Origin of the sequence: Brevibacterium pityocampae (assembly GCF_039541555.1) — a bacterium.
Taxonomy (GTDB): domain Bacteria; phylum Actinomycetota; class Actinomycetes; order Actinomycetales; family Brevibacteriaceae; genus Brevibacterium; species Brevibacterium pityocampae.
Map to the genome: position 1 here is coordinate 1 of NZ_BAABGL010000031.1, position 10,451 is coordinate 10,451.

Here is a 10,451-nt window from a genome sequence, read left to right on the forward strand (position 1 = left end):
CAGTTCCCCAACAGACTCCCCCTCTGACCACCCGGCAGAGAGGCTGATCGACCGGTCCCTTACACAGAAAACTTGACACCTCCACGCGCCAGTGTCGAAACACACTACCCGCTGACTGCATATTCTAAACATGTGACTCTCTAGACTGCGCATTGAACAGTGGGGACTTCTGCTGTCCCTGGGGGGTCAAGGACCGTATTGACCGCACGGTCTTTGAACTCCACTGAGAGTTTCATTCTCGGAGTTGCTCCTCGTTCTCCAGACAGAAAGAACGAAACTGAACTATACCCAGGGCGCTTCAGGAATGCGGTAGCCACGTCGACAACGGAGCGAGAGTTGAACCGCATTCGATAAGAGTCGCGTGCAGGATCGCGAATCAACGGTTAAACGTTCGTATCCGCATTGGTTGTGGTGTCTGAATGCTGCAACGGGGGCTCACCATCACGTAACCTCGAGCAGAGCATTGAACAGCCTGATCGGCGTGCGGTCGAGGACATATGCATCGGACACAGTAATGTGCGACAACCCGCGCCCGCGCAGTTCTGTAACTGTACGTCTGACTCGGGGATTCCAATGCGCGTCCTCGTGCCGCCAGAGCGGGTGACCGATGACAACCGCTGCCCCACGACCCTCCGGCGAGATGAGTGATGTCAAACCGTTCACCGTATGCTGTTCGATTCGCAGGTGTGGGCCGTAGCCATCAACGAAGCTCTGCACCAGCGCCTCGGTGCGATTTGACCAGTGCGAAGGGTCAAGACCGCGGCCGAGCACAAGGTCCACGACGTCGAGCCCGAGTCGCCAGTCCAACGCCCAATGATTAAAGCGGTTCTCGTAGTTGCGGAGACACCCAGGGCAGGACGATGTGCAAGCAGTCCCATGCGGCTCCTCGCGCAGTCGCTTTCCAGTTGTGTCTCGAATAGACGTCAGGAGTCTTTCGAACATCGACGGCTCCCCGAGTTCGAGCGCGTAGCCCGCGCCGTTATCGAGTGCGTCGGCGAGGAACACCCGCGCCGAGACTGTGGTACCAATCCGCGTTGGCTGTAGCCCGACCTCAAGCTCGGACTGCTCGATGTCCAGGTATTCCTTGGCTGCGTTGCGAAGGAGCTGGGCAAAGGAAAGGAGAGCACCCTTGCCTGCTGGGCATGCCCATGGCAGTGTCGCGACCGCGCCCTCGGGCAGAGCCAGGCCGTCAAGTCCGAGAAGGAGCACGTCGGTACGTCGAACCTCGCCGATCGCTGCCGGGTCGATCGCTTGCCCGCCAGTTCGCATGAACTCGGGCAGAGGGCGTCGGTACAGGTCCCGATTCTGAGCGATTATCGATCCGTCAGACTGGCGACTCAGCTCGAAGAGCTTCCGATTGTTGTCGTTCACTGCGACAACCTCAGCTTGTTCAAGCAGTTGGAGCGAGACCCCGTGAAGTCGGGTATCTTGCCCGAGTTCGGTATTCGTGGAGAGTTCGGAGTAACCGGCGAACATGGGGGTGATGTGCGAATCGTCGTAATCCGGCTGACTGTAGATCGTCCGATAACCCTCGGGCTGGTAGAGCGAGAACGCTCTCATTTCCTCGCCGCACACCGAGCACTTGAGTGACTCATTCGTCGGCCGGGTATCGAGGCTGCCGCACTGCCCGCAGCGATGAACCGGAAGCGGAGTCCCGAGCGGGTCCTTCCTTCGTGCGCTGGCCCCGATGATGCTGTAGGCCGCGAAACCCACAGCGAGGTGCTCGGCGCCGTCTTTGACGACGACGGCTCCGGGAGCAAATGCAGTGATGGACATTCGGAGGTCGCGGTCGGCGACGGTATGTTGCTCGGCATCGCTTGCACGGCGGAGCTGCTTCGAGTAGAGCGGGCGGACCCGAGTCGGGAAGCCGAACATCGGGAGCACGCCGGCATTAGCGAGCAGTTCACTAAGCTCCGTGTGCTGGAAGTATGGGTTGCCAACCGCTTCGTCGATGTCGCATACCAGCCCGGTCCGTGCCCAGTGCTTGAGACCGTCGATGTCGAGTGCCGTGTAGGCACTGAACCTTTCGCAGACGATCGGAACATCATTCGATGTCTGCAACCATGCCTCGACCTCAGCGCGCCGCTGAGTCCAGTCATTCGTATCTCCGAACGTGCCGTGGATGCTGTCGCCCGTTCGCCGAGGCGGAATACGACCGGCGAGGAAAGCCCGTCGCAGAAGCTCTGCTGCGATCACCCGGCGAACGATTCGAGGCCGCGACAAGTCGATGAACGGCGGAGGCGGATCAGCCGCGGTCATTTTCTCCGGCGTCTGGAAGTAGTAGTCATCGTGCGCCCGGTCTCGCGACACGGTAACCGCGAATGAGAACGGCTGACCTGAGCGTCCGGCTCGACCGACGCGCTGCTGATAGTTGAACCGCTGAGGCGGCATATTCGCCATCGCCACTGCTCGGAGGGAACCGATGTCGACACCGACTTCCATTGTGGTTGTCACCGAAAGCAGATCGAGCGGATCGGCGAGCTCACTCTCAGCGGGTGCCGGAAGCACCGCGCCCTTGAAAAGGCGCTGCCGCGCTCGCTGGTCAACCAATCGCGTCTGACCCGTGAGTTCAGCGACTCGCATTCGTCGAAGCGGTTGCGAGGCGAGCCATCCGTAGTAGTCGAGTTCCTCTGACCACGCCTCCTCGCGGAGTACGCCGCTCGCGCATTCCTCATTGGTGCAAACACCGGCCGCCGGGTGCAAATGAGTTGTGCCACAGTTATCGCAGACCCAGACCTTGTCGCCCGGCATCCTAAGTTCGAGGGCATCCTGCCCTGTTTGGGTTCTAAGCGCCCATGTCTGATCAACGATGCCGCTCTCGCGAAGGAACTCACCGACGTTCAACTGCAGCGTCTGCCAGTCCATCTGATGCTTCGTTGCCACCTTCTTGAGGTAGGTGCCGATGACCTTTGGTGCTGTGTTCGACCGAGCGACGTACCCTCCCTCGAATCGCTTCGCGATTCCAAGGATGCGGATGACACTCGCGACCACGTCCCCTGCGATCCTCGCCGACATTGTCTCGTCCTTTGAGAAACCCCAGCTGTCGGGTGCCGGCGGCCGCGCCCTGACTACGCCAAGGCGGGTCGATTCGAGGTCGCGTGCGGCACGGTCGAAGACGGCCTCAGTGACGGCGGTCGCGGTAATCCGGTAGCGGTCTTGGCGGATAGGTCGTGCGACTGCGTCGGTCAGCGGTTCCCAGGCGTTACGAACCGGCGGCTCGTAAGCGCGATACCACGGTGCGTCACCCTCGCTTTCGGCCACTGACGGCCCGGGACCAGCCGGGTTGACGCCGGCCTTAAGCATCATCTGCTCGGCTTCATGGATGAGAGTTGCCCACGGAAGAGATTCGGTCTCCTTCTCGGCCGCCGCGATCGTCGCCAGATCCGTTGCATCGCCCGCGCCGAGGCTCTCCAGTCTGAGCTTGTCGAACAGCTCTCGACGGACTGCACGCAGCTGCTCGGCACGCTGAAGATCGTCGCCGGTGAGTTCGTCACGTAGGAGTGCCCGCAGAATCGGCACAGGGTTCTCGCGTCCGTGAAGCAGTTGCCGGACGACCTGTCGAACTTGGTCGCGGAAGTTATTGAGTGCGATCCCAGCGGCGATGCGCGCAGAGTCATCCCGGCTGTCGGTAAAGACGATTGTCCTCGACTCTGCTGCTTCAGACCCAAGGCTGCGGAACAGCTGGGATACGGCCATTTGGTTGAGTTGAGCGCGACCGGAAGTGTGTGCGCGGATTGGCGAGCGGACATTGCCGGCGAAGTAAACCGCGGCATCACGGTTGTCCTGGCTTCCCCCGCATCGGGGACAGGCTTCCGGTAGCGCAGGAAGCGTCAGTCCGCTATTCCCGCCTGCGTTGTGACTGAGAACAACTGCTGGGACGCCGTCAGGCGAGCTACCGAGAACGAGCGAACCGAGCTTGGGATTCCAGCTGGCCGCCCCAAAGTTGGTTTCGATGGTCGTTTGGTTCTCGTTCATGTGCGCGGGGAGCTTGTGGACCCTGGGTGCGTCGGGAACCGGCGAGCCGAGCCAGAGCCATCGGTACTCGTCGTCGTTCCTTCGGTACACGAAGTCACCAGAGTTCTCGCCAGGCGTGACCGGGGTGGTTGAGAGTACGACGGACCCGCGGTCCGGCCGATCCACGACGTAGCCGCCGAGGCTGACATCACCACACTCGAAGCAATAGAGAAGTTCAAGCACTCGTGCGCCGCAGTCAGCACAGGTCGACCGGGGCGTGTCGTACATTCGACCTACTCGCCGAGGTTCCGATTCGGTTCCGCCTGGGCAGGTTGGGTCCGAGCAGGCCCAGAGCCCGCGCATTCCTCTCATCATGACATGGCCGCGGAACTGGATCGCGGGCTTCTCGGCATCAGCGAGACCGATGAGCATTGCCGTGAGGGCTGGCGAGGCTATTGGATCGCTCCCGAAGAGGCGGGCCGCAACCGTGCCGATGCGGGTGGCCTTGTGCCGCCCGTCACCAGGGTCAGCGCATGCCGCAGCGATCGTCTCCGCCCACCGATCTCTTGCGGCGGCCTCCGCCAACTCATCCGGGGCGATGTTCAACACTTCAGCGGCCGCTGGCTTCTCGCCCGGCACCAGCAGCCGCGCCTGCCCTGGCTCGATCACGAAGGACGCCCGATCGACGCCAAAGAAGCGCTCCAGGTATTCCAGACCCGAGTCGTCCCCGGGGAGGGAAGCGCTCGTCGCGATGATCCTGAACTGGTCGGACGAAGGCTCAAGCCCGAGCCGCGATGCCAGGTTTCGGACGACCATCCCGACTTCGGCCCCGGTGCTGCCGCGGTACAAGTGCAGTTCGTCAACAACGAGGGTGAAAACATGGTCGGAAGACTGCCGGAGCCACCGCCGAGTGGACTCGAAGATCGGTTCCTCGACGTCGCGCATCAGCATCACATTGAGCATCGAGTAGTTCGTGACGAGCACATCGGGCGGAGTGGCGATCATGTCCCACCTGGTGATGAGTTCGCCACCAAAGGGGTCCTGAAACTGAGCCGTCAAGTCCGGGTCGTTGAGTTCAGCTAGTCGGGCGTTCAGGCGCGACAGCTCCCGCAAGTCCCGCGCCGCGTCGGCGGTGGCAGGTGCCGAGACCTTTCCGGTTGGAACTCCACCCGAGCCCGGTGTCGCCCCGGTATAGCGCCCGAACCAGAGGTCAATCGGCGACGCCTGTCCCCGAAGGCCGCGTACGGCCCGACGGAGCCGTGCAACCTGATCCTCAACGAGCGCATTGGTCGGGTAGAGGATCACCGACCGCACAGCTGCCGGATTCGCTCCAACCGTTCGGGCTGGTCGCCAGTTTTCGGTTTGCCGCTTCAGATCCCACCATTCGTGGATCGCGGGCAGTGCGGTTGTCGATCGCTTCTCCGCCACGATACGGCTTAGGAGCGGGATCAGGAAGGACTCCGTCTTGCCTGAACCGGTGCCAGAAGTCACCACCGGGTTATGACTGATGCCGCCCGCGAAGTGCGCAGCGAGTGCTGTCGACTGATGCTTGCGCAGTTTGATGCCCGCTAGCTTGTCGAGGGGCACACCAAAGACCGCCGCGATCACTTCACCGAGGTCGCATGCGTCAACTCCCGCTTGGCTGGCCGCTTCTACCACCGATGCGACCCCGTCATAGGGCAGAACTGGCTCGAGCATGAGCGGGGCAAATAGGTTGCCCTGCCCTTCAAGCAGCAGGTGTCGCCGCTCGTCTACAAGGGCCTTGTCGCGCAGTGCGTACGCGGTGTCTATGTACCGCAGAAACGCGTCGCGGAGGTCATCGGCAATCTTCACTGGGGTCGGGAACGGCATGCTGATCACCGGCTCACTCGGTCGTAGATGATGTCCGCGACGGTGCGCGGTACTGACGGGTACTGGAGCAGGCGGTGATTCACAATCTCACGCGGGGCTCGTCCCGAGCAAAGCGCGAGAGCACGCCCGTACAAGGATGGCAGGTCCGCACCCAGCGGCGTGACGACTGAGCCACTGCGCGAGTTATAGCCAACGAGGGGATCACCGGCCCACGAGTTTGCGATGTGCTTCACGATCTGCGCGTTGCCGAGCCCGATCGTGCCGCCTGCAATGTCATCGGCGGTGCGTATCGCGTAGGTTGAGCCGAAGTCCTTGAGCCGATATGCGCCAACCTTGACCAGCGACTCCGCGGGGTGCCATGAGGCCGACGTGGTGTCCCAGAACTCTGCAGACCGGTGGCTCGGCACGATTACCCGTTTGAGCGACGTCACCACCTCACTAAGTGGTGGCAACGCCTCAGCGATGTCCTCGACCGGTGAGGCTTTCAATACAGCAATCCCAGCGTCTGCCATTTTACCGACCGGCAGAATGCCAACGACCTCGAGGCGAGCGAGCTCCGCATCAACGCTCGTGCGCACGACAGCGCTGGTGCCGAGCAACTCTTCAAGCTGCTCGACCAGCGCGCTGGAGCGCGACCCGATGAGCACCCATGACCGGTCACCCGTTGGAACGAGCGTGGACGTATTCACCGCCCATTGAGTCACCTGGAGATGGTCGTCCCTGGCTACGTCCACATGCCCGACGACTTCAAGCCGCCGGAGGAACGAGTCCGCGAACAGGCCTGAGCCCTCCACCTGCGCGGCGATGCGCTCGAATGCCCCGAACGAGCCGGTCCCGACGTGGTTCAGCGCATCGAACGCGACCTCGAAGTCTGGCTGGTCCGATTCGATCACCGGCGGGATTTCGGGGATCTCGATCGTCCTGGCCGCGCCCTTTTTCTTTCTCGCAGCCCGGTCGGTCCCAGCGAAGCGACGAACGAGCCCGCAATTCACGCACTCGCCTTCGATGCTACGCGTACGTGCCTGGCCGCGGAGCATGGGCGGGAGCAGGAATCGGTGCGTCCCGGTAATGAGACACGAGTCGCTCGCCATCGGCACGCCCACCCGAGTCTTCGCAATCGACGCGGTCGACGCGCTCGGCTCTCGGGGCGCAAACTCAGGCATCGGCACTGTACAGCCGCCCCGGCGCGGTTCGAGACCCACTGTTCTCGCTCCGTTGACATGACTCGGCCACTTGGCGGGACCGGCGGTCAGCGGCCAGCGCGGCGAATATTCAGGCGAGTAGACCAAACGGATATCGACGTCCTCGACGCGGAACTGAGGAGTGCTCGCCGATCGCAGTCGTAGGAGCGCCGCTGTCGATGGCTTGTTCGTGTCGTTTACGAACATCGCGACGACGTACTCTCCGTCAGTTAGGCCCTGATCTATGAGTGGAAACACCGCGAGCTCGCCGGGCTGTACAGACTTAGTGATGAGTTCGGCCTGGTCGATTCTGTTGCCGCGGTACACACAAACGCCGACCGAGGAAGCTCCAGCGGCGAGGGCGACCGCCTCGGGTGGCTCTTTGACCGACCACTTTCGTAGCAAGCCAGGAAGCACGAATCCCCCACGCAGTGTCAGGCTCGTCCGCACGCGGGGTGTCAGCGGCAAGAGATCAAAGTGTGGTTGCCTGTTCGGTGCGGACACGATCTGGACGTGGTGGTAAACGACCCACCCCTCTGGCGTCCCCGGGAGGTCGACAAGCTCACGCCATCCCGGTCGTGCGTGAGTCTCAAGATGAGTCTCGACACGCTGGCGTGCGTCCGACCGGGCCAGGACGATGCTGTCCTCCCCGAGCGAAATGTGTTCGATCTCGACGAATGCTCCCTGAAGGTCGTCCCATCGGAGCGGAGCGACTCGCTTCGGGCGACGACCGAACGGGCGACTCTCGTCATCCCCGAATTCGCCAGTTAGCAGTTCCCCGACGAGCGACGCCGCGCTGACTTCCTCAGCACCGGATAGCCGCGTGGAGCCACCGGGCCCGGCTACAGTCGGGACAATCGACTCCTCGTCAGCGCCTTGGAACCGGGCGGTGTCCGGCCCTTCCGAGCGATAAGGGAGGATCAGGTTGAACTCAATCGACTTGCGAGGGAATGTCCGCAAGAACGCCACCAGGCGCGTCGTGACGACGGGTCGCACAGAGGAGAGCGATTCTATCCCCGACCCATCCCATGCTTCGAGTTCGAGACAAGCGGCATTGGCGATTCGCTCTCGGGCGGCCGGGTCCCGCCAGAGACGAGCAAGATGCGAACTGAGGGGGAAGCTCGGAGTGGCCGTCGCATAGGGGTCCATCACGAGACTCATGTCGTTCGGCGAGATACGCAGACCCGGGGTCATGCCTTCAAGGGCGAAGAGTTCGTGGAGGCCGGCACGATCGTATTGCCGAACGACCGCCTGCGACATTGGCAGCCCGATGAAGGCGTGACCGCCGACGGCGTAGGCCGTCGGGATACCGCGCTCACCTTCCCAAGCTTCAAGCCAGGAGTTCAGCGACCCCCACAGCAGTTCGGCGACCTGACGATAGTTGTTCTCCACCCGCGAGCATCTCGTCTCCGGGACATGCAAGAGCCGATGTAAACGCGTGTAATAGTTGTGAGCAGCCAGGTTGCCGTCGGCATGCATTTGCTCGGCAGCGATTGACAGTGTGACGAGAAGGGGGAGCGCGGGCGGAGTTTCAAGTGGCGAGCGCTGATGGCGCTGCGCAGCCTTAGCCTGCCAGTGAAATGGGGATGCGCCAGCCTCGTCGATTTGAAGCGAAGACCGGACGACTGCCGCCAGCCCTGCAAGCGTCCGATCCTCGACCTCGGCTGTTTCGAGCACGTTCTGCACAGTCTCGGTATCAGCAAGCGCATAGACAGGCCGCCCGGCCTGAGCAGAGCCGAACATGACGTCAGCGATCGCCTCACTTACGCGCTCATACACGGTATCCAATGCCAGGCTCCCTCCATGTCATGCCGACCGTCCAGCAACGAGGACGGATCCTATGCTCGGTGGCTTCGTAATGGGAGCGCATTCCTGCCGGGCGTCTCTCCACTTGTTCGACGTAGAGGTGCGCATTCCTACTATGGGTTCAGGGTCGGCAGTGCTGGAGGAGTTCGAATTGGCTAGACCTTCGAGTAAGACTTCGGCGATCGCCTTGACGACACGAGCATTGACTGCGTTGCCGAGCGCTTTGTAAGCGTCGAGGTCGGAAGTCGGCAGATGGATATCGCCGAGGCTTTGGAGTTCAGCGCATTCAGCAGGTGTAATGTAACGGCGTTCTCCAGTCAGGTTGGAGCCGAGGATGGGAACCTGTGTCTGGGTGAAGGCGATGAGGCTGGGGGACGTCGTAGGCCGCTTGATCCTGAGCCCAGAAGCTCGGATCTGCAGGACGAAGTTGTCGATGTTTCGATCCTCACCCTGGGCATTCCACTCCATTTTCTGGAAGCTGGACTGCATCTCCTCGGGCTTCCATTGATCCAGCCAAGGGTCGATCCAGGAGCGGTTGTGTTGGTAAAACTCGCGGTTCTGTCTGATGAAGGTGCGCTTCCACCGGGGGAACTGATAATCGCTATCGCGATTGGCGTGACTGGGGATCCGCTCCTTCTGTTCCCCGACCGAACATTCAAGACTTTGGCCGAAGCTGCCTTTGACACCCATCTGACGCAAACCCCATATCGGTCGACGATCCCAGATTCCCGGCGGGGTCTCGTCCTCGTAGGGATAAGTTGCGCCGAACTCCATTGACCAGATCGGGAACGAAGGCATCTTCAACGAGGCTGGCGAACGACGGAGGAAGTCACCCCACATATCGATTGCGTGAAGTGTCTGCTCGGGAATCGAGCGAGCGGGGGGCACGTCTTGGCGAAGCACCGAAGTGATGTCGGTCGGGTCCTTATGCTTGGTTGGCCACTCGAACTTGTCTAGCCCGTCGAGTGAACCAACGAAATATGCGCGGTCACGGACCTGTGGAATGCCGAACTCGTGAGGAGAGAAGTGTTCAACTTCCACCGAGTAATCAAGCGCCTCCAGCATCTCGATGATTTTGCGTTGAGTGCGACCGCCGTCGTGCTTCAGGATATTTGGCACGTTTTCAAGGATGAATCGGCGTGGGCGTTTTACGCGGAGGATCTGGTGGACTTTGAAGAAGAGGGTGCCCTGGAGCGTGTCGGCGAAACCCATTTGGTCGCCGGCTTTGGAGAACGGTTGGCAAGGAAAACCTGCAGTTAGGACGTCATGGTTAGGGATCTCACGCTCGATGTCTCTATCGGTCTCAAGAGCGTTGATGTCGGTCCAGGGGTGGACGCCATAGTTCTTCTTATAGAGAGCGTTGAGTGCCGGCTCCCATTCGGCAGCGAACACGACTCTGCCGTTAAGGTCATCGAGCGCAACATGGAAACCGCCAAGGCCGGCAAAGAGGTCGACGAACTCGAAGGCTGGTCTCGTGGTTGCCACGTCGCCTCCTTACCTCGTCGCGCCCGCCGCAACTATTAGTATCTTAGTCTCCCCGAAGATCCTGAAGTCGACATGCCATGGCCGAAGGGAGGGAGGTGTCAAGTTTTCTGTGTAAGGGACCGGTCGATCAGCCTCTCTGCCGGGTGGTCAGAGGGGGAGTCTGTTGGGGAACTG

Annotated in this window: 3 protein-coding genes; all 3 read right to left on the minus strand. The window is 61.6% G+C overall.

Translation table 11 applies throughout. The features are described 5' to 3' along the window. Positions 1-441: 441 nt before the first annotated feature. Genes ABD883_RS12065 through ABD883_RS12075 form a run of 3 tightly spaced genes read right to left on the minus strand, consistent with a single transcriptional unit; the run spans position 442 to position 10,277 of the window. Complete coding sequence (locus tag ABD883_RS12065; protein WP_345032410.1) at positions 442-5,805, minus strand: DEAD/DEAH box helicase; 5,364 nt, start codon at positions 5,803-5,805, stop codon at positions 442-444. Positions 5,806-5,810: 5 nt separating this feature from the next. Then, on the minus strand, positions 5,811-8,774 hold the full coding sequence (locus ABD883_RS12070; protein WP_345032404.1) for a hypothetical protein: 2,964 nt from the start codon (positions 8,772-8,774) through the stop codon (positions 5,811-5,813). A gap of 18 nt (positions 8,775-8,792) precedes the next feature. Further along, positions 8,793-10,277, minus strand: a complete 1,485-nt coding sequence (locus ABD883_RS12075; RefSeq protein ID WP_345032407.1) for a DNA cytosine methyltransferase — start codon at positions 10,275-10,277, stop codon at positions 8,793-8,795. Positions 10,278-10,451: the final 174 nt, after the last annotated feature.